The organism is Pedobacter sp. AC212 (genome assembly GCF_979258625.1).
Window position 1 is genome coordinate 2,665,329 of record NZ_OZ409870.1, and the last position, 21,298, is coordinate 2,686,626.

Here is a 21,298-nt window from a genome sequence, read left to right on the forward strand (position 1 = left end):
TTTCAGCATGTGTTTAGAGTCAACTTTAGAAATTCTCGAGATCTGACCATTTTTCTTTTGTACCAATCCAAATTTCACTCGGCTTAATAGAATTATCCCATCAAAGCAAAAAAATAATTTCATACAAAGTCAAATTTATCCTCTTCAAGAAAATCGATTTAGGAATAGCTTAACTGGCTTTTTTATTTTGATGTTAATGAAATTATACTAATATTTGTTTTTAGTGCTAACCGAATATTTTTATAGCTTATTATTAAACGATGGAATTAATTATTAAGTGAAGATTAATTAACACTGAAAAATTAGCCTGCTTAAAAACCGCCATTAATGAGATACATCTTTAGACTATTCTTTTTAACATTCACTGCTCTTTTTTATGTTGCCTCAAGTTATGCGCAACATAAAACAGAAAAGTATTTGAAAAGGGTAGATATTATCGAAAAAAATATCAACAGATATTTTTTAGTAAAAGACAAAGGCTTGTATTTGGAAAACATCGGGAAGCACGAGAAACCGTATTCCTATCTGTGGCCTTTATGTGCTTTGATCCAGGCGGCAAATGAAACTGAGGTCCTTGGAAGGAAGCAAGCAATGAAGCCTGTAATTTCTGCGATAGACCAATATTATACCACAGCATCTCCCTCGCCATCCTATCAATCGTATATCAATAAAAGTTCACGATTTTACGATGACAACCAATGGATTGCAATCGCATATCTGGACGCATACAATCGGACGAAAGATTCGATTTATTTAACAAAAGCCAAAGAAATTTACCAATGGCTATTAACCGGCTACGATGAAAAACTTGGTGGAGGATTATACTGGAAAGAGGATGAAAAAACATCTAAAAATACCTGTTCAAACGGACCGAATGTTTTGGTTTCACTACAATTATACAAAGCCACTAAACAAAAGAAGTACCTGGATACCGCGATGCTTGTTTATAATTGGACGAATAAAATGCTTCGATCTCCAGAAGGCATATTTTATGATGCCATCAGCATAAAAAATTCAAAAATAGACTCGGCAACATACACATACAACACTGGTACAATGTTGCAAGCCAATGTAATCCTTTATCAAATTACAAAAGATAAAAAGTATTTAGATGAGGCGAAGTTTATTGCCGGTAATGCCCAAAAACATTTTTACAGCAATAATAAACTTGGCGACCATTATTGGTTCAATGTTGTTTTAATGCGTGGTTATCTCGAGTTGTTCGAAGTTGAAAAAGATCCTCGTCGACTATCATTTCTAATTGATGAAGGCGAGCGAATTTGGGCGGAAGAACGAGATGACAACGACCTCTTAGGAAAACAAAAAAACAAATTGCTAATTATGCAAGCGGCAATGCTGGAATATTATGCCCGGTTGGCGCAACTTAAATTAACCAAATTATAATAAACATCCATAATGAAAAGACGAACATTTATACAAAACACCGGTTTATTAGGCGCTGGGGTTTTGGCATCAAAATTTTCTCTGGCAGCAGATCTTGTACCTGAGTTTCCAGTAGTAAGGGTTACAGCGGGGAAGAGACATTTTCAAAGCAAAGCAGTAGATGCTGCTATCAAAACATTCCAATCGAATGTTAAAAATCCAGAGTTAGCCTGGCTCTTCGAGAATTGTTTTCCAAATACTTTGGACACCACTGTTTATTACGAGGAAAAAAAAGGCAGACCCGATACTTATGTAATCACTGGTGATATCGATGCGATGTGGCTTCGCGATAGCTCTGCGCAAGTTTGGCCCTATCTTCAATTTATTAATGAAGATGAGCCACTAAAAAAACTTATAGCTGGGGTAATTATTCACCAAACTCAATGTGTATTAAAAGATCCATATGCCAATGCTTTTTATGGCGATCCAAATAAGGTAGGTGAGTGGAAAACTGATAAAACTGCCATGCAGGCTGGTGTGCATGAGCGTAAATGGGAGATCGATTCTTTATGTTATCCGATTCGTTTAGCTTATCATTATTGGAAAAAAACTGGTGATAAAACTCCATTCGATGCCGATTGGAAAAAAGGCATTGAAGCCACCTTAAAAACTTTCAAAGAGCAGCAACGCAAAGCGGATAAAGGACCATATCACTTTCAACGTGAAACCACTCAACCGACAGATTCATTGCCAATGGCAGGTTATGGTTTTCCGGTAAATCCTGTTGGCTTAATTTGTTCGGCTTTCCGTCCGAGTGATGATGCAACTATTTTCCCATTTTTGGTTCCATCCAACTTTTTTGCGGTATCAAGTTTAAAACAAGCTGCAGAAATGATCAAGGCATTACAGCCTGATAAAACATTAGAAAGCAGCCTGTTAAATCTTTCAAGTGAAGTGAGTGCTGCGCTCCAAAAACATGCCATTATCAATCATCCAAAATATGGCAAAATTTATGCCTTCGAGGTTGATGGTTTCGGGAGTGCCTATCTAATGGATGATTCTAACGTGCCAAGCTTACTTAGTTTACCTTATCTAGGAGCCATGAGTGTTGATGATCCTATTTACAAGAACACCCGAAAATTTGCACTCTCAAAAGATAATCCATACTTTTTTAAAGGCACCGCTGCGGAAGGTATCGGCGGTCCTCACGCTGGTCAAGATATGATTTGGCCAATGAGTATCACCATGAGGGCTTTAACCTCAAAAGACGATACAGAAATCAAATATTGTATCGATACGCTTCGTAAAACTCATGCGGGAAAAGGTTTTATGCATGAATCGTTTAACAAAGATAATCCGGCAAACTTTACCCGTGCCTGGTTTGCTTGGTCAAACACGCTATTCGGCGAGTTATTATGGAGAACTTACCACGAACGACCGAACTTGTTAAAAGCATAAATATTTGGCTGCCCGATTGTTTTAATTCGGCAGCCAAATTTTATTTAGGTTTTGAGAGCTGATCGGGTATCTTGTGTAAAACGAATGTTATAAAAGTAAGCGGCTTTTCTTCCCGAATTTATTTTTGTAAATTGTGCAACATTATCCCTATTAACACTTGCAAACAAATAACAATAACATTCTTGCTGATATAGAATCAATTGGCAAAATTCCTGCAGTTGCAAACATTTTAGAAATAGTTTGCAATGCTACAGGCATGGGTTTTTCTGCAGTTGCCAGAGTAACCTCAGACAAATGGGTGGTTTGTGCCGTTAATGACAAAATAAATTTTGGTTTGATTCCTGGTGGGGAATTAGATTTAGAAACCACAATTTGTAATGAAATAAGGCAACATCATGATCCGGTGATTATCGATCATGTTTCCGAAGATGAGCAGTTTGCTAATCATCATACGCCAAAAATGTACGGCTTTCAAAGTTATATCTCTGTTCCAATCGTAAGAAAAGATGGTGATTTCTTCGGTACACTTTGCGCCATCGATCCTAAACCAGCTAAACTTAACAACCCCACCATAATAGGGATGTTTAAGATGTTTGCTGATTTGATTGCCTTTCATTTAGATACGATGGATCAATTGGCGGCATCAGAAGAGCTTTTAAAAATTGAGAAGGAAACCGCTGAAGTTAGAGAACAGTTTATTGCCATTTTAGGTCACGATCTACGCAATCCATTAAATGCAATTTCTAATAGTGCGCAATTGTTGGCCCGTATCAATCACGAAGATCGAACGCAAAAGTTGGTTAACATCATTAAAGATTCTTCATTCCGGATGAACGGCTTAATTGAAAATATGCTCGATTTTGCAAGCGGCAGATTGGGAGGCGGGATTAACATTTCTCCAACTCCTGATGAAGATTTAGAAAAGATTTTGTACCAGGTTATCGAAGAGATTCACGCCATCTCTCCTGATAAGAAAATGAAACTGAACTTTGATATTGCACATCCCATTCATGCCGATGGAAAGCGGATTGCGCAACTGTTTTCTAATTTGTTGGGCAACGCCTTGGCTTATAGTTCAGCAGATTCTACTATCGATATCTCGGCGGTAACCAATGAAAGTCAGTTTACACTTTGCGTAGCTAATCCTGGTAAAAAAATACCTGAGGCTGCAATGGAAAGGTTATTTCAACCCTTTTCGAGGGGAGAGGTAGAGCCAAACCAAAAAGGACTTGGTTTAGGTTTGTACATTTCTTCTGAAATTGCAAAAGCACACGGTGGATCACTTGAGGTTACCTCTAACGAAGATAATACTTGTTTTACGCTTATTCTACCGACTTTAAAATGATTGTAAATGATGATCTTCCTACATCGACACTGTTAGAACTCAAATTGGGGCAATACATTGAAAATGCGAACGCTTCTGGTAAAATTACGAAAATAGAAATTCAGGAAACTGATGAGTTTTTACAATTTTTATTCGGATTGGATAGCCAAAGGGAAATTGTAGTGCGAAAGCTAAAACAAGTTTGTTGATTAAATCCCGTAGCCGAAGATTAAATTACTTATTACAATTTGATAGGTAACAATCGCAAACTGCAAGTCCAACAGGTAATTATGCCGATAATTCATCTTATTTGCGAGTTCCATCCAGCTACTTCAAAAAGCTTCCTCTTCAAGCATTGTAATTCTAATACAAATTGGTGGCGATAGTATTTTTAAACTTCATCGTATTTGATTTTTTGATGAAGTTCCAGCACAAAAGCATCTCATATTCTGATCGATATAATTTAACTAATCGCAAATATTTTTTAAATTGTAAAAATATTCTAACCAAATATTTTATTTATGAAAGTAGATTACATCGCTTTATCTGTTCCTGTATTTTTTATTCTGATTGGGATAGAGCTTGCTTATAACTTTTATAAAAAGTTGAATTATTATAGGCTAAACGATAGCATCTCGAACTTAAGTCAGGGGATAGGGCAGCAGCTTACAGGTATTTTCATGAAAACAGCCTTGTTCTTTGGTTATAAATATATTTTCGAACATTGGCGCTTGTTTGATCTGCCAAAAACCATTTGGATTTGGATCATACTTTTCATAGGTGTTGATTTTTTCTATTACTGGTTTCATCGGATGAGCCATCAGGTAAATGCACTTTGGGCGGCACACATTGTTCACCATCAATCAGAAGAATATAACTTGACGGTAGCGCTTAGACAAAGCTGGTTTCAAGGTTGGTTTAGCTGGGTTTTTTATTTGCCTTTAGCCTTTGCAGGTTTCGACCCAATAATGTTTTTAACGTTAAGTTCTTTCAACACTTTGTACCAATTCTGGATTCACACAAGAGCCATCAAATCAATGGGTTTTCTAGAATATATCCTAAACACGCCGTCGCATCATCGTGTTCATCATGGCTCCAACCCAAAATACATTGATAAAAATCATGCAGGTACGCTCATTATTTGGGATAGGCTTTTTGGTACGTTTCAAAAGGAAGAAGAAGAAGTTTATTATGGGATCACTAAACCTTTGGCAAGCTGGAATCCCTTTTGGGCAAACCTCCATTATTGGGATGATTTAGTTAAAACAGCTCGGCAATCACCAAAAATAAGCGACAAGATCAAGGTTTTTATCAAGCCTCCGGGATGGTTTCCTGATCATTTGGGAGGTTTTCAAAATGCACCTGAAATAGATGCAACAAGCTACAAAAAGTATAATCCCGAATTTCAGTCAAAGCTTATGGGATATGTCTTAGTTCAATTCCTAATAGCCTTGACTGCTGGATCAGTAATATTGTTTTCTTATGCCAAATTAGATACGATATCACTCGTTTCAGGTGCTGTTTTCACACTTTGTACATTAACAACATGTGGCGCTTTGCTAGAGCAGAAACGATGGTTAGCAAAATTTGAATATTTTAGATTAGCACTTGGTTTTCTCTTGGTGGTAGTTTTAAAATTTCCAATAGGCTATCAAGTAATATTTGCAGGCATACAGTTAATATCCGTAATTTGGTTCTTCAATTTGCAACAGGCAAACCCTAATACTGATGAAAACTAAGTTATTCTCTATTATTTTTGCAATCGTATTTATTATCCAGCTTTATGCAGAAACAGTTGGCAATATCCAATTGCGTAACTTCTCCAAACCGCTAATTGTTATTACTCTTCTGGCATGGCTTTACTTAAGCACAAATCTTAAAGGCAGGTTCCATAAACGTATTTTTACAGGTTTGATTTTTGCCCTCGCAGGAGATATATTTTTGATGCTGCAAACAGGTCGATCTGGTTTTTTTATATACGGATTAATCGCTTTTTTACTTTGCCACATTTTTTATATCAGGGCATTCATTCTAGATCATAAATCAAACCCTAGCCTAAAAAATGGATTTTTTTTATGGGTTGTAGGTGCTTTGATCATTTTTTGTGTGGGCTTGTTTTTCTACCTACAACCTTTCCTTGGCGCCATGCAATTTGCCGTTTTATTTTACGCCATTATTATCACTTTCATGGCGATAATGGCAGTAAATCGATACGGTAAAGTAAATATCTTTAGTTACAAATTGATTGTTTACGGAGCCTTGTTTTTCCTGCTTTCAGATAGTGCGCTGGCCGTGAATAAATTCGCACTACCCATTCCACAGGCAGGCGTTTTGATTATGGCAACTTATATGATTGCTCAATATTTAATTGTCTACGGAACAGTAGAAAGGAAGTTAGTAGTTACGAAGACGGAGATTTAAGAAATGCTTTTAGTTTTTGGAAAGCAGTGTTCTGCAATTATCGGTTACAGCAGTCCCGCTATCCTTTCTCCCGATGAAAAATCGCGATTCATCCTATCGGGTTTATTAAACTCAAGAAATTGCAAAAAAATACCTCTTCAGCCAACAAGCAACCGTTGACTGAAGTCAACGGCAATGAATAGTAAAACGGCAAAAAATAGCTGTAAATCTGTGCTTATCTATGAAAATCTGTGGTTTAATTTCTGAATTTTGATCTTTAATCCTTCTACTTTTTCTCCTTATCTAAGACAGTAAAAACCTGTACTAATCTTTCTCCATTTTCATCAACTAAAGTTAAGGTATGTTTCCCTGGTGCCGGACTAATAGCCAATTGATGGTAATTGCTGGTGGTTGCTATGTATTCATTATCGATATGCCAGTAAATCTTGGAATTCTGATTCCGATGTGCAGCATTTAATACGATTTTACCTCTTGTTCCATCGAGTTCTAAAGGGATATAAACAATTGCACCGTTTTTAGGATAAATCAATTCCATCACATTATTACCGCCGTTGTTCTCACAGCCGATCATAAATGCAGGTAAGCTTTTGTAATCGCTATTTTTAATTTTATAATAATATTCCATCGCTGGCGGCAAAATAAACCAGCTTTTGTGTTGCATATTGGTTACGCTTTCGCACTGGTCGGTTACCCGGTAAGTTCCAGTTCTATCCAGGTGAACCAGTTTGTGAAAAGGGCAGGCTGCTGTTTTCTCGCCAGACGCTGGGATCCATTCATTCACAACATCAGGGCAATTTTCTCCTGCCTTGTAACCGCTTTGTTTGCAAACTCTAGTTTTTCGAAGTTTTGTAGTTGGGGTTTCAAACCATTTTCCGTTCGGCAGCAACCTAAAGATATCGAACAAAACCGGTGCAGCAGCCTCAATACCAACCAACCCCGGGCGACCCTCACCATCGGCATTGCCCACCCATACGCAGACCACATAATTGGGTGTCAGGCCAACCGCCCAGGCATCACGAAAGCCAAAACTCGTGCCTGTTTTCCACGCCACTCTTTGAGAGGATGAAAACTGCTCCCATAAACCTTCATCACCAGGGCGCATTACTTCTTCCATAGCATTAAAAGTGGCCCAAATAGCACCATGATCTAAAAATGAATTGCGTTGATAATCTTTCTCATCCTTTTTATCGGAAGCAAAATAAGTAGCTTGATTATAATCGTTTGGATTATACAAACCTTTATAAGTGTTGAAGTGGTTCAACGTACGAACCATGCCCATGTACGTATTGGCTAAATCCCACATGGTCACTTCACTACCACCTAAAATTAACGATAAACCGTAATGGTCGGCAGGTTGATTTAAAGTGCCGATTCCAAGCTTTTTTAGCTTATCATAAAAACGTTCATACTTATATTGCTGCAACATTTTTACCGCTGGAATGTTCAGGGAGCGGCTCAATGCTTTATCAGCTGAGATTGCACCATCGTAGCCTAAATCATAGTTTTGCGGAGAATATCCGGCTATTTGAGTCGGGATGTCAGGAACCAAAGTATGGGGCAAGATAAATCCGTCATTGAGCATGCTTGCGTAGAGAAGGGGCTTCAGTGTGCTCCCCGGACTGCGTGGTGCTTTAATCATGTCTACATGACTCTCCAGATCCGCATTTTCAGGTTGATAGATATTTCCAACATAACTAACCACATGCCCGGTTTTTGCATCCAGCACCAACGCAGAAATATTGTTAATGTCGTTTGCTCTATATCGGTTATTGTATCGCTTTAAAATTGAATTGATCTTAAGTTGAATATCTTCGTTCAGTGTCGATCTAATCTTGGTAGAACTTATCTCAAGACTTGCTCGTTCTGCTTTAAACCGGTTAAGTAAATGGGGTGCGTTTTGAGGTAAGGGAAGAGGTTTGCCAGGAACAGGTTCGAGTTTAGATAGATTCGCAGTAGGTTGGTCTATGTATTTCAGCCTAGCTAATTTATCCAGCAAATCGTTTCTTTTTTTTATTAAACGGACAGAATTTTTGCCTGGACGAACCAGTGAAGGACTATTTGGAAGAACAGCCAAAGTGGCCATTTCACCCCAGGAAAGTGTCTTAGCATCACGGCCATAATAGCGCCAGCTTGCGGCTTCCAACCCGACAACATTACTGCCAAAGGGTGCATTGGCCGCATAAAGATTTATAATTTCTTCCTTTGAATACTTTAATTCTAAGCGTAAAGCCAAAATCACTTCTAACAACTTCTGCCAAATGGTTCGGTCTTGCTGTCGCGACAATCGAATTACCTGCATGGTTAGCGTACTGCCTCCACTCACAACACTTTTGGCTTTAAAGTTTTGTCGCATGGCTCGGCCCATCGCTAAAAAATCAAGGCCAAAATGATCGTAAAACCGTTTATCTTCAAAAGCAATAATGCAGGTTTTAAATTTTACCGCAACTGAATCAGCCACGGGGAAACGCCACTGACCATCGCTTGCAATAGCAGCACTAAGCAAATTTCCATTGTTGGCTTCAATAACAAAAGAGGTGGGAGATTTAAAGAGTTTTGAAGGTAAGGAAAAAAGAAAAACCAAAAGCATGACCAAACAAGCGATATCGGCGATTAAAAATGCTTTTGGGATTTTGCTCATTGGTTTTGTAAGAATCGATTTGCTTTATCACCCCTAACCCCTCCTAAAATAGGAGGGGAATTGTAAGAAATAAGGGTAATTTTCTGTATTTATTATTGGTTTTGGGATTAAACCCACCAGCTTAAAAATTATTGTAAAATTTTCAACCCGCAGTGTCTAATTCCCCTCCTTATTTTTAAGGAGGGGTTAGGGGGTGGTTTTTCATCGCCATTATGGCGTGAATTTTCTTAAAGAAACCACTATTTTACCACCTGCACCCATTTTCCAGCTTGTGTTGCTGAAATATCGTTGTTATACATCGCCTCACATTGAACTGCCGATAGATAATACTTTCCAACATACGACGCGTTGAGCAATACTTTGTACACCAGGCTTTCGTTTTCTCTGATATTGAAGTAGGTAAAAACCCGATCATCACGAATATCTTGATAAGTAAATGGAGATGAAGCCAGGATACTTTGGTTATCATTAACACGAGTGTTGATAATCTCCCAACCCGAAGGGAAAATTTGGGTTAACGCCATTTGTTCGTAATAGCCCATTCTTCCTGGATTTTTTACAGCTACTTCAGCATAAAAATCGGTTCCCTGTTTTAATGTTGTCGGATCTAAAGTTGTTCCGTTTAAACGTTTGTAGCTTACGTTCATATCCAAAACTTCAGGTCTGTTTGGTAAAAAGTTATTCTGACCTGCAACAGGTTGTCCTTCTAAAACCAAACGAACAAACAACACGTTATTGCCATTGTTGGTGATCGAAGCCGTACTGCCTTTGAAGCTAACTGGAGTGCTATTCAGATATTGATCTGAATTGACAGGAACTGATTTTCCATCTAACACGTATTGATATTGTAGTTTATTTGATGACTGATTAGAACCGCAGAACTTACCAATAGCCAATAAACTATAGGCCGTTGTTTGCGTACTGTACCAGGTATTTTCACCCAGTTTGGCAGCCAATGGTTGAAGTAAACTCGCCGCTTTTGCTTTTTGGCCAAGCAATGTAAGTGTCTCCAAAATCATTGCCTGATCGCGAACGTCAGAACCATAGGTGCCTCCGAGCTGTTTATAAGGCTGAATTGAAGTGTCTAATCCACTAATCATATTGGAGGCAACATTGCTTTGTCCGGCCAATTTGTACGCCGCTGCTAATCGCCATTTTGCGGCCACTGATAGATATTCGAATGCTTTCAAACGGTTCATTGCAGCCATTTCTGGTTTTTTTGCCAGCGCAAGCATGTATAAACGATATGCCTGAGATAAATCTCCGCCGTAAAAATTATTGCTATTAGGAGCCCAATTTGCAGCTTTTGTTTTTTGATAACGTAACAGCTCATCCAGCAAACCAACTGGTAATGTATAGCCAGCATTTTGAGCTTCCACTAAGAAATGACCAGCATAGTTAGTTCCCCATTCATCAGAACTGCCTTCGCCAGGCCAGTAAGATAAGCCTCCATCAGTGGTTTGGAAACCTTTCAATCGGGTAATTCCAGCCTTGATGTTTTTCTCTGTTTTGGCTTTTTGCTGTTCATTTAAAGGACTTAATCTATCCAGATACAATTGAGGGAAAATACCCGAAGTAGTTTGCTCAATACATCCGTGAGGATATTGAATTAAGTAACCCAATCGCTTGCCTAAATTAATAGCTGGAATTGAAGAAACCTCCAGTGAACCCGAATTGGTACCTGCCATCCCGATAGGTTGATAGTTTACCGCCCATTTGGTATGCGGTTGAACGGTAGCCGACACCACATTGGTGATATAAGGATTAGGATTTCTGATGTCCATCTCTACATCGTAGTCCGTTTTTTCGTTGCCACTTTGAGCAGTCACTTTCACTTTTGCGATGCCCACTTTATCTGGTGCTTTAACTTCAAAATAAGCCATTTGTTCACCAGTTTTTTGATAGTAGAGTTGTTGTTTATTTGTTCCCTGTACAATTAAATTACTCGCTTGAAGTTGAACAGAAACGTTTTTCAAGTTGTTTTCTGTGGCAAAAACAGTAACCGGTAACGTAAACGTTTCACCCGGACCAATAACCCGCGGTAGGGTAGCTAAAACCATTAAAGGCTTTTTAACCTGAACCGATTTTTCTGCAAAACCATAGGCGGCATCTTGTCCGGCAACTACCATCGCTCTTACTGCACCAATGTATTGTGGTAATTTGAATTTATGCGTTTTGCTTTCGCCTTTACCAATCGTATATGGCCCCATAAATTTCACCACCGCTTTAAATCGATTTGCCTTTGCAGGGTTTAGATTTTTATTAATGCTTCCATCGCCACCAATACTTAATATGCGTTCCAGATTTCCACCCCAAGCACCCAACACATAATCAAATAAATCCCATGTTTTAACACCTAAACCTTCTCGTGCATAAAATGCACCATGTGGATCTGGGGTTTTAAAACGTGTTAAATCCAATAGGCCTTCATCAACCAAAGCAATGGTATAAGTCATGGCTTTGCCGTTTTGTTCACCAACGGTGATCGTATTTTCGGTTTCAGGCTTAATTTTATCCAACATTTTAATTGTTGGTTTCAAAATTGTTTGCGGGTCTTCAACAGAAATAGGTATTGCACCGTACATCCTGATTGGTAGATCGTTTACCGTTTGCGCATGAGGCTGTAACAAGGTAATGTTCGCAAAAACGTTTGGCGCCATTTCTTTTTCTGCCTTAAATTTATATTGCGTTTGGCCGGCTTTGGTATCAATCCAAAACGTTTTTAAAACGCGACTTCCATTTTCGATAGAAATTAGTGCCCTGCCATCTTTTGCGGTTGGAATAGTTAAAGTAATGTCTTCGCCAACGGTAAATTTTCCTTTGTTAGCTGTAAACGATAACATCGATGCCTCTGTCGGATTTGCACTTTGTTCACGCTGTGCCCATCCCGGCCAATCTACATAAACTGATTTTCCGGTTACGTGACCACCATTTTCATCCCGAACTAGAATCAAATAACGACCCCATTCTGGTTCATCGATCCGTAAATTCCAACTGCCTTTTCCGTTTGATAAATTCACCTGGTGCGTTTCGACCAACTTATTGTATTGGTTTTGAGTAAAATTTGAATAGGTATATTGGTTATCTTGTTCCCACCACCAACGCCATTGCGTTTTATACAATTCTATTTGAACAGTTTTACTTCCAGCCAATAATTTTCCATCAGTATTTACATTTACGATGTCAATTTTATGATCTTTTCCAGTTACCAGCATACCGCTTAGCTTATCGCCTTTTTCCGGACGGACACCAAGATAGCTCTTATAAACATGGTAAGGAATGCTGAAGTTATCAATACTGAAATTACCACCTGGCTCGAAAACTTTTGTAGTAAAGTTGGCTCTTAAAACCCCCGGAGCAGTATTGTTCTCATTTAAATTGGTATTGATTTGGGCACTTCCAGCTCCATTTAAAGAACCCTCGAAAATAGTTTTTACCTGAGATTCGAAATTAATGGTAGGATTATCAAAACTAAAACCTTCAAAACCTTTAAACTTGGTCTCGGTAGTATTTAAGTTAACATCAACCTTAGCTTTTAAATTTTGCGCCGGAGAACCGAAAAGCCATTTAGCCGTTAAGGTTGCCGCAGATGTACCAGAACTCAAATAAGTTCTGTTGCCTACATTAAAATCAATTTTTAAACGGTTGGGCATTACCGTTTCAATCTTAAGCGTTTTAGTAAATGTAGCGCCACCAGCTTTTACTTTTGCCATCCAGTTTCCAGTAGGGGCGGTATTTTCGGTTGAAGTTTTGAAACTGTAAAATCCATTTAACGGTTTGCCGTTAATCAACCGTTTATATAACTGCCCTTTCGGGTTATAGAACTCCATGGTCACTGGATAGTTGGCAGGTAATTTTTTCTGCTTGTCTTCTAATATAAATGACACAAATAAACTATCGCCCGGACGCCAAACGCCGCGTTCTCCATAAATAAATCCTTTCAAACCACTTTGAACAACGTCACCACCCACATCAAAGCGACTCAATGGCAATGAACTTCCATCATCTAATTTTAAATAGCCACGCTCCGAGCCATTTTTTGCAATTAAAAGAAATGGTTGTCGTTTCAAATCGAATCTGGCAAAACCATCTCCATCTGTTTTAGTGGTAAAAATAATTTGCTTTTGATAATCCATTAATTCAAGATCGATACCGCTTAAAGGTTTTGCCGTTAATAAATCAGTGGCTACAATGAGCATGCTATTATCATTTCCACGTTTCGCAACCAAACCAATGTTCGATGCAATTAAATTTCTGCTGGCCCAACGTTGGGTGGTATAAAATGATGAGGTACATGGATTATCTTTATCAGCCCAACGATAGTTTTGTGGGTAATAATTGTTATAACGCATCCAAAAATCGTCATCTTCGTCAATTTTCTCCCCGTAACTATCGCCATCTCCATATTCTTCTTCGCCGTCTCCATCGCCTGCCGTTTCTTCACCGGCTTTACAGTTATAGGCATTATATTCTCGGCGAAAAGCAATGGTAACCCGATACATAGCACCCGGTTCAGTACGAATCATCTTATCCAAATCTAAAGTGAAACGATTTTTCTTATGAAGGTTTAAAGATTTATCCTCATCTAAACGAACTGTTTTTTGAAGGATTGGCTTAGCTACCCGTCGGAGTTCATTACCATCTTTGTAACTATTGGTTTGGAAAAATTGAGGGATGTTATTTTCGTATATTTTGATTACCGTTACATCTACAGCTTTTAAATTGATGGCCTCAAAAGGCAAAACCAACTTACCTGAATTTGGCAGGATTGTTCCTCCACCAGCTATAGTTACCGAAGGAATCTTGTCTTCGAAAACCAGATTTGCTGTTTTTCCACCTGTTAACGTTTTGCCATTAATATTTTCTACGCCGTTGTTCACGTTGAAAATATAATCGCCTTTCAGCTCTTCAGCGGCGTAAACTTTAACCTGGCTGGCATCTATGGTGTAACGCAAATCACTCAGGTTACCAAGTGAAATCAATCCGGTTAAATCTTGCCCTACACCAATCGGCTCCGAAAATTGCACCAAAGCGTAATCTTCTTCACCTTGGATGGCTTTCATATCCAAAATTTCGAACTTGCTTAAAGAAGGAATTCTAATTTCTTCTTCACCTTTTTGGTCAGCATCAATGGCATCTCCATCCCATTCAATTTTCAAAGTTTGATCGGATGCCTTTTTCTTAATGCTATCGATAGTGAATTTCGAAATGTTTTTCGCAGGGTCGTGTTGCCATTTTACTTTTAATTTTTGATCAAAATCCAGCTCAATGATCTTTTCAATCTTAGAAATTTCTTCAGCATCTGCCGTTGCTACTTCTCCGGTTAACTTCATGTAATCCATAGAAGTATTATTTTGAGAAACCAAACCATTTTGGGAAAGCATCACGCCAGGCGTAATCACCTTAAACTCAAAATCGAAATCTTCCAAACCTTTTTCGGTGGCAGAAACTTCAGAGAGTTTAAAAGTAGCTTCATATTCTTTGCCTGGTTTCATAGGTTCATCTGGACGGAATTCCACAGTTTGCGGATCTATCCAATAGGTTTTTCCAGAGATGGATGGCGAAAAATCGAATAAGTCTCTTGAATCAGCCTTGCCTAAATCTTGCATTCCACTAGCAGCATTGGCTAAATGTACCCGAATAAAACTCTTTTTTGAGATGGTACCTGAGGTATAAGCCTCAATGTATTTTGCATAAGCCTGGTTCTCTTCATTTGTTTTTTTCTTGCGACCAAAATAAATAAAGAGAATTGCTGCAATTGAAATCGCCAGTAATCCAATAAAAATAAATTTCTTTTTTGAGGATGATTGATAGGTAGAGGGCTGTTCCATTTTCTAAATGCTGATTAGATGTGATTCAAAATAAACTAAAATTCTCGTTAAACTGAATTTTGTTGAAAATTAGGGTCTTGTTGGGATTTAGCTACTTAAAATTTGTATATCCATAAAGCTATTCTTTTTTAATTATCGATTTTTTCCAGATGTATATTTGTAGAAACTTCTTTATTTTCTGCCCGCTTCGAACTATTATTTGTATTGATTTGCTTGATACTTTTACACATTTGAACTTCCTTTAGCGTTTTCTATTTGTACTTTTCGTTGGATTTAGATAAGTTTACAAATCACCTAAAAAAACCAGATATGTTTAAGAAACTCGTTATTTTTTCCGTTCTCATTATGATAGTAAATTTTTCTTTTGCGCAAAAAAATGAAGTGGAGAATGCAGTAAACAAGCTAACGAAACTGATGGTTACTCCTGATAGTTTAGCCTTAGATAAGTTGATTTTGAATAATTTAAGTTATGGCCACTCCAGTGGAAAAATAGAAACCAAACAACAGTTTATGCAATCGCTATTGTCTGGATCATCTGACTTTGTTGATATTAACTTAACCGATCAAACGGTTACCATTCAGAATAAAACAGCTTTGGTGCGCCACACGCTAAATGCGAAAACCAACGATAAAAATGTTCCCGGAAATGTGAAATTAAATATCCTGCTGGTTTGGAGTAAGGAAAGAGCAGGGTGGAAGTTGCTTGGTAGACAAGCGGTTAAGGTGCCTTAGTTAGTCCAAAGTCTCTAGTCCGGAGTCTTGCGTTTTGGATTTAGATAGTAATCAATCGGCTTTTCTGCAGCTAAGGTTTGACTTCTGACTCAGCACTCACGACTCATTTGATCATCACACCTGGTCTGTTAACCAGCGGAATTTTAATCAAATTAGAATCGATAATACTTTCAGGAAGGAAAATAAATTTCTTATCGTAAATGGTTGAACCGACATAATAGCTTAACCAATATTCATTCGTTAACCCGAAAACTTCTGGATCAATGGCTTCAACGCCCTTGAAATCCTGAGCTTTCATATCGCCAATGAAATGCCTTAATACAGAGGTTTTAACTTGCTTGCCATCTTTTTCACCATAACCTTTTGAGCTGATTAAAACATTTGTAATTGGCTCGTTTTTTAAGTTAACAAGATAAACAGTCCAGTTTTTTACTTCTGGAGTTTCACTCATTAATACAACAGCCATTGCAATATCTTCAACTGAATTTTCTGGTAAATCGGCTTTCATTGAGATTAAGGATAAAAGAACAAGGAACAAAGACCAAGAATTTTTAGGAATTTACTTCTAATCTTTAGTCCTTGTTATTTTTTTTGTTCTAAATTATTTTTTGGATAAAAGAACAAGGACTATATTTTTAAGGTATTTATCCTTAATCCTTGTTCCTTACTCTTTATTCGAGGTTTACTTCTTACTTGCTACAGTCTTTTTTGCCGGAGCTTTCTTCTTAGCAGGAGCTTTTTTCTTCACTTCAAAAGCTTTAGGTACCTGTTCAACAATCATTTTTTTAATTACCTCCAAATCTACATCAGCCAATTCTTCAGCTGTATATTTTTGTTTAGTAGCTTCGTTGTTTCTTAATTTCAGCATCAATTTGCCAAAACGAATGAAGGGTCCCCAACGGCCATTTTCGACTGAAATTTTTTCAGCATCCCAAGTTTTGATATAGCGGTTAGCCTCTTTTTCTACTTTTTTGCCAATTAGTGTCTCGATATCAGCTTGCGTTAAATTATCAAAATCGTAACCTTTAGCGGGAATATTGATAAATAAGTCGTTCCATTTGATGAAAGGACCAAAACGACCCTTGCCTTTAGTTACACCTAAACCCTCATAATAGGCGATAGGTGCATCGGCATCCATTTTCTCTTGTATAATTTGAACAGCTCTATCATAAGTAACAGAAAGAGGCTCTTCATTTTTAGGTAGCGAAATAAAAGCCTCGCCCCATTTAACGTAAGGTCCGAAACGGCCTACACCAATCATTACCTCTTTGCCTTCAAAATCGGGTAATTGCATTGGTAATTTAAACAATTCCAGTGCTTCATCTAATGTTATAGTAGCCACTGATTGGCTACGCATTAAACTCGCATAACGTGGTTTCTCTTCTTCATCAAGCTCGCCAATCTGAACCAGCGGACCAAACTTACCAACCTTTGTGTAAACATTTTTACCTGTCGCCGGATCCAGCCCTAATAAGCGTTCACCTGTGGCACGTTCTGCTGTCTCTAAAGTCGTTTCAACTTCCGAATGGAAAGGATTGTAGAATGAGTGTAGCATTTTGGTCCATTCCTGCAAACCTTGGGCAATCTCGTCAAATTCTTTCTCCACTTTAGCTGTGAAGTTGAAATCTACAATTCCTTTGAAATGTTCAACTAAAAAATCGTTTACCACTTCGCCAATATCAGTAGGGAAGAGCTTCTGTTTTTCAGCACCCGTAATTTCTGATTTCGTATCCTTGGTTACTTTTCCATCAGCCAAAATAATGGCTGTAAATTTACGCTGTTTACCATCTCTATCTTCTTTAACCACATAACCACGATTTTGAACCGTCGAAATGGTTGGTGCATAAGTAGAAGGACGGCCGATGCCCAGTTCTTCCAGCTTCTTAACTAAACTGGCCTCCGTATATCTTGCTGGCGGACGAGAATAACGTTCCGTTGCCTGCATTTCTTTTAAAAATAATTCTTGCCCTTTGGCTAAGGGAGGTAAAATTGAACCGCCTTCTTTTTCTTCGCCTTCATCATCATCCGTAGATTCTAAATAAACTTTTAAGAAACCATCAAACTTCAAAACTTCTCCCTCTGCAACTAAATGCTCTTTTCTGGTAGATGCCGTAATTTGAGCAGTTGTTTTTTCGAATAACGCTTCGCTCATTTGCGATGCGATGGAGCGTTTCCAGATTAAATCGTACAAACGTTTTTCAGAAATATCGCCATCAACAGTATGTCGATCGAAATAGGTGGGGCGGATGGCTTCGTGAGCTTCCTGTGCACCTGCCGATTTTGTTCTGTAAACTCTTTGTTGGTGGTATTTGTCGCCATATGCCGATTTAATTTCAGCGGCAGCAGCGTTTAAAGCAGTTTCTGATAGGTTTACAGAATCTGTTCTCATGTAAGTAATCTTTCCGGCCTCGTATAAGCGTTGCGCAACCTGCATTGTCCTTGCTACCGGGAATCCTAATTTACGCGATGCTTCCTGCTGTAGGGTAGAAGTCGTAAATGGCGCAGCAGGATTACGTTTTGCCGGCTTGGTTTCTAAGCTAGTGATGTCAAACTTAGCTGAAGCACAGTCTTGAAGAAATTTTTCTGCATCGGCTTCACTTTCGAATCGTTGTGGCAATTCGGCCTTAACAACCTCTTTTCCTTTACCTGTAGAAAATTGAGCAGTGATTTTATATGCAGCAGCAGCCTTGAAGTTTTGAACTTCTCTTTCTCTATCAACAATTAAACGAACTGCTACAGATTGCACACGACCTGCTGAAAGAGAGGGTTTAACCTTCTTCCACAATACAGGGGAAAGTTCGAAACCTACTAATCGATCTAAAACACGACGAGCCTGCTGTGCATTCACTAAATTATAGTCAATACTTCGTGGGCTATCTATTGCTTTTAAGATTGCAGGTTTTGTTATTTCATGGAAAACAATACGTTTTGTTTTTTCTACTTTCAGTCCTAAAGTTTCAAACAAGTGCCAGGAAATGGCTTCCCCTTCACGGTCCTCATCGGATGCTAGCCATACCATTTCGGCATCTTTAGCAAGTTTCTTTAATTCGGCTACTAATGCCTTTTTATCGGCAGGCACTTCATAGGTCTGGGCAAAATCGTTTGCAATATCAATCGCCATATCGCCTTTAGCTAAATCCCGAATATGGCCATAGCTCGATTTCACAAGGAAATCTTTGCCTAGGTAGCCTTCTATAGTTTTAGCTTTTGCGGGAGACTCGACGATTAATAAGTTTTTAGCCATGAAATAACGATTTTGTGCAAATAAAGCTATAATTAAAGTATAAATCCAAACTTGCGCATTATTTAATACAATTTTTTTTTGAATTTTTCTTGAAATTTAACGTCAGAAAAGCTTCATTGACCCGAATCATCACTTAATTTATCACTGCATTTATTTTTTGCCAAAGCGCATTATCAAATCCCGAAACGGCGAACGAAGGATTGGCTGGGTCAGAGGCATTACCCATACGCACGATAACCATACTTTTGCTCGGTATTACATAAATACGTTGGTCTGATGCGCCCATAGCAGCATACATATCACCTGGCGCATTCGTAACTAAACTGCCTTGAAAAATACTTTGACTTCCCGGTATCATATGACTCCCTTTACCATTTAACCACCATAAATAACCATAAGAAGGATTTATATTTTGTGATGTATTTGTGCTTTCAGAGAAGAAGGTTTCATTTAAAATTTGCTCGTTGTTCCATTTTCCCTTGTTTAAGGCTAGCAAACCAAATCTGGCCATGCTTCTGGTATTGCTGTTATATATTTTAAAAATAAATCCGTCATTCCAAAAACCATCCATACCTATTTTATTTTTTATTTTGGTATTGAAATAGGCTTCAAAACTTTGCTTGCTTGCTGCAGAAACCACATCCATCAGTTTTTGAAAAACATTAGCATAGGCCCACCGATTCCCAGCATCAGCTACATAAGTCAATTTCGATTTGATCACTAATTCGCTGCTTTCATCCAATCCTGATGTCATAGTTAAGAGATGTTTTACGTTAATTAGATTTTCTTTGACGATAGGTTCGCTGGTCCAACCCATGCCTAGATACTGAGATACTGCATTGTTTAAGTTTAATAGGTTTTCTTGTTGGGCAATACCGGTTGTGGCAGAAACGAGTGTTTTACCGGCACTATTCCATTCCCAGGTGGCGTCTTTTGTATGACCATTAAAATATTCTTCCAATACAATCCTTCCGTTAACTAAAATCATAAATGATTTAGAATTTTTCTCTGCAAGATATTTTTTTAAGTCCTCTACAGCATTTTGTTTCCAGCCGAGACTCGAAATCGATTTTGTTTCCCAATCACTTGAAGTCGTAGGAGGAAAGTACATGTGCTCAGAATTTGTCGGAGCTGGTTCATCAACTTTCTTTTTGCATGCAAGAAGTGATACAGATATAATTATAAGTATGATTTTAATTTTCATAGCAACAAAGTTTGGTTCATTGGTACGACATAGATTTATACTTTTGGTTTAATTTTGAGGATTATCATTTAATTTACATGCAAATCACATGAGTGAAAACTATTTGTGTCTATATTCGTATATAAAAACAAAAAACAATGATCAATACTATCCTTATCCTATTAAACTTTTTGGTGCCAAATCCGCCAAAGAATGTTTACGATTTCAGCTTCAAAACTATTGATGGCAAAGAGGTCAAATTATCTAAATTTAAAGGCAAGAAAATTTTAATTGTCAACACGGCCTCCAAATGTGGATTTACGCCGCAATATGAAGATTTAGAAAAACTCCAAAAGCAATACGGTAAAAAAGTGGTGCTAATTGGCTTTCCAGCAGGCAATTTCGGTGGACAAGAGTTTTCTACCAATGCTGAAATTAAAGAGTTTTGCACTGGTAAATACAACGTATCTTTCATGCTTGCCGAAAAAAGCAGTGTAAAAGGCGATGATATTAGTCCGCTGTTTAAATATTTAACTTCGCAAACCAACACCGAAGAACAAGGTGATATTAAATGGAACTTTGAAAAGTTTTTGATAAATGAAAAAGGGGAATTGGTTCACCGTTTCCGCTCAAAAACAAAACCAATGGATCAGGCGATTGTGAAGAATTTATAAAAAATAAACATCTGTGGCTTCAAAACCACAGATGTTTATTTAAAAATTAATTTTCGCTGTCGAGTTGCTCGTTTATTTCTCTTAGATAATCTTTCCTCATAAAATAAAAGACGCTAACACTTAGTATTAGGAGAAACCATCCCAAAAATGATCCTGATACGTTATTAAGTTGTTTTTTCTGGTATTCCAGATCTTCGGGAGCATTTTAAGAATGAATATTTGGATTACTGGGTAGGTAAACTACCGATAGCGTATCGCTTACCGGTACCTCTAGTATCTGTTTATCTTTTTTGTATATTTTATCCTTTACCTGATAAGAGTACGAAATTGTCATGTATTTGCTTGTTTGACCTCTTCTATGGTAATCACTATACACCGTGTCGTACGTTGCAAGAATTGTTTTTCCTTCT

At 38.0% G+C, this 21,298-nt stretch carries 14 protein-coding genes; 8 read left to right on the plus strand and 6 right to left on the minus strand.

Annotated elements, in window-relative coordinates:
• Nucleotides 1–327 precede the first annotated feature (327 nt).
• The 6 genes from ACZZZC_RS11565 to ACZZZC_RS11590 all read left to right on the plus strand — a co-directional run bounded on the left by ACZZZC_RS11565 (nucleotide 328) and on the right by ACZZZC_RS11590 (nucleotide 6,586).
• A complete protein-coding gene (locus tag ACZZZC_RS11565) occupies nucleotides 328–1,404 on the plus strand; it encodes a glycoside hydrolase family 76 protein (RefSeq protein WP_463486091.1) in 1,077 nt (358 codons plus the stop codon).
• 12 nt (nucleotides 1,405–1,416) lie between these two features.
• Nucleotides 1,417–2,841, plus strand: a complete 1,425-nt coding sequence (locus ACZZZC_RS11570; protein ID WP_463486092.1) for a glycoside hydrolase family 125 protein — start codon at nucleotides 1,417–1,419, stop codon at nucleotides 2,839–2,841.
• A gap of 157 nt (nucleotides 2,842–2,998) precedes the next feature.
• The gene (locus ACZZZC_RS11575) at nucleotides 2,999–4,186 is read left to right on the plus strand and encodes a GAF domain-containing sensor histidine kinase (RefSeq protein ID WP_463486093.1); all 1,188 of its coding nucleotides are present in this window, start codon (nucleotides 2,999–3,001) and stop codon (nucleotides 4,184–4,186) included.
• Nucleotides 4,183–4,374, plus strand: a complete 192-nt coding sequence (locus ACZZZC_RS11580) for a hypothetical protein (RefSeq protein WP_463486094.1) — start codon at nucleotides 4,183–4,185, stop codon at nucleotides 4,372–4,374. Before ACZZZC_RS11575 ends, ACZZZC_RS11580 begins: the two co-directional genes overlap by 4 nt.
• 312 nt (nucleotides 4,375–4,686) lie before the next feature.
• Nucleotides 4,687–5,904, plus strand: coding sequence for a sterol desaturase family protein (locus ACZZZC_RS11585; RefSeq protein WP_463487275.1), 1,218 nt, complete (start codon nucleotides 4,687–4,689; stop codon nucleotides 5,902–5,904).
• Entirely contained in the window at nucleotides 5,894–6,586 is a 693-nt protein-coding gene (locus tag ACZZZC_RS11590; RefSeq protein ID WP_463487276.1) for a lysoplasmalogenase, read from the plus strand. The genes ACZZZC_RS11585 and ACZZZC_RS11590 overlap by 11 nt, the downstream gene beginning before the upstream one ends.
• A gap of 265 nt (nucleotides 6,587–6,851) precedes the next feature.
• Here ACZZZC_RS11590 and pbpC read toward each other — a convergent pair whose 3' ends face one another.
• Both pbpC and ACZZZC_RS11600 read right to left on the minus strand, forming a co-directional pair.
• Nucleotides 6,852–9,224, minus strand: a complete 2,373-nt coding sequence (gene pbpC, locus ACZZZC_RS11595) for a penicillin-binding protein 1C (RefSeq protein ID WP_463487277.1) — start codon at nucleotides 9,222–9,224, stop codon at nucleotides 6,852–6,854.
• Nucleotides 9,225–9,463: 239 nt separating this feature from the next.
• Nucleotides 9,464–15,055, minus strand: coding sequence for an alpha-2-macroglobulin family protein (locus ACZZZC_RS11600; RefSeq protein ID WP_463486098.1), 5,592 nt, complete (start codon nucleotides 15,053–15,055; stop codon nucleotides 9,464–9,466).
• 309 nt (nucleotides 15,056–15,364) lie between these two features.
• Between ACZZZC_RS11600 and ACZZZC_RS11605 the strand changes: the two genes are divergently transcribed.
• A complete protein-coding gene (locus ACZZZC_RS11605; protein WP_463486099.1) occupies nucleotides 15,365–15,787 on the plus strand; it encodes a nuclear transport factor 2 family protein in 423 nt (140 codons plus the stop codon).
• Nucleotides 15,788–15,890: 103 nt separating this feature from the next.
• Here ACZZZC_RS11605 and ACZZZC_RS11610 read toward each other — a convergent pair whose 3' ends face one another.
• From ACZZZC_RS11610 to ACZZZC_RS11620, 3 genes are all read right to left on the minus strand, one after another.
• Complete coding sequence (locus tag ACZZZC_RS11610; RefSeq protein ID WP_463486100.1) at nucleotides 15,891–16,295, minus strand: hypothetical protein; 405 nt, start codon at nucleotides 16,293–16,295, stop codon at nucleotides 15,891–15,893.
• 174 nt (nucleotides 16,296–16,469) lie between these two features.
• Nucleotides 16,470–19,031, minus strand: coding sequence for a type I DNA topoisomerase (gene topA, locus ACZZZC_RS11615; RefSeq protein WP_463486101.1), 2,562 nt, complete (start codon nucleotides 19,029–19,031; stop codon nucleotides 16,470–16,472).
• 133 nt (nucleotides 19,032–19,164) lie between these two features.
• Nucleotides 19,165–20,235: a serine hydrolase domain-containing protein gene (locus ACZZZC_RS11620; RefSeq protein WP_463486102.1), complete on the minus strand. Its 1,071-nt coding sequence runs from the start codon at nucleotides 20,233–20,235 to the stop codon at nucleotides 19,165–19,167.
• 137 nt (nucleotides 20,236–20,372) lie between these two features.
• Between ACZZZC_RS11620 and ACZZZC_RS11625 the strand changes: the two genes are divergently transcribed.
• Complete coding sequence (locus ACZZZC_RS11625; RefSeq protein ID WP_056850054.1) at nucleotides 20,373–20,888, plus strand: glutathione peroxidase; 516 nt, start codon at nucleotides 20,373–20,375, stop codon at nucleotides 20,886–20,888.
• A gap of 205 nt (nucleotides 20,889–21,093) precedes the next feature.
• On the opposite strand, the gene ACZZZC_RS11630 is transcribed toward ACZZZC_RS11625, so the two are convergent.
• On the minus strand, nucleotides 21,094–21,222 hold the full coding sequence (locus tag ACZZZC_RS11630) for a hypothetical protein (protein WP_463487278.1): 129 nt from the start codon (nucleotides 21,220–21,222) through the stop codon (nucleotides 21,094–21,096).
• Nucleotides 21,223–21,298: the final 76 nt, after the last annotated feature.